This window comes from Paenibacillus sp. NRS-1781 (genome assembly GCF_050467745.1).
GTDB lineage: Bacteria > Bacillota > Bacilli > Paenibacillales > Paenibacillaceae > Paenibacillus > Paenibacillus terrae_A.
In genome coordinates, this window is sequence record NZ_JBITPI010000109.1 from 1 (window position 1) to 254 (window position 254).

At 47.6% G+C, this 254-nt stretch carries 1 protein-coding gene; it reads left to right on the forward strand.

The features are described 5' to 3' along the window. A partial coding sequence (locus tag ACIFO6_RS24140) for a hypothetical protein (RefSeq protein WP_430044591.1) occupies positions 1-254 on the forward strand: 254 nt, incomplete at both ends.

Consider the following 254-nt stretch of genomic DNA (forward strand, 5'->3'; position numbering starts at 1 on the left):
TCGCATGTAGGTGCCCTTCTCGTTCCTAATATCGTTTCCCACCATGCGCAAATTTGGATCGGTATTCCACAGGGCAGGCAACATATTCATTTAAAAGAGGTTCCTTTTACGTTGCAGCGCAAAATTGCTCCCTATCTAGATCAGGAGGCGAACGGCTGGAAATCTGCCACGATTGGAGATTACACCCGGTATACCTTTGAATGGGATCACATGCTGCAACTGGGAGATGAAGTCGAGCGCAATCACGAAACCTA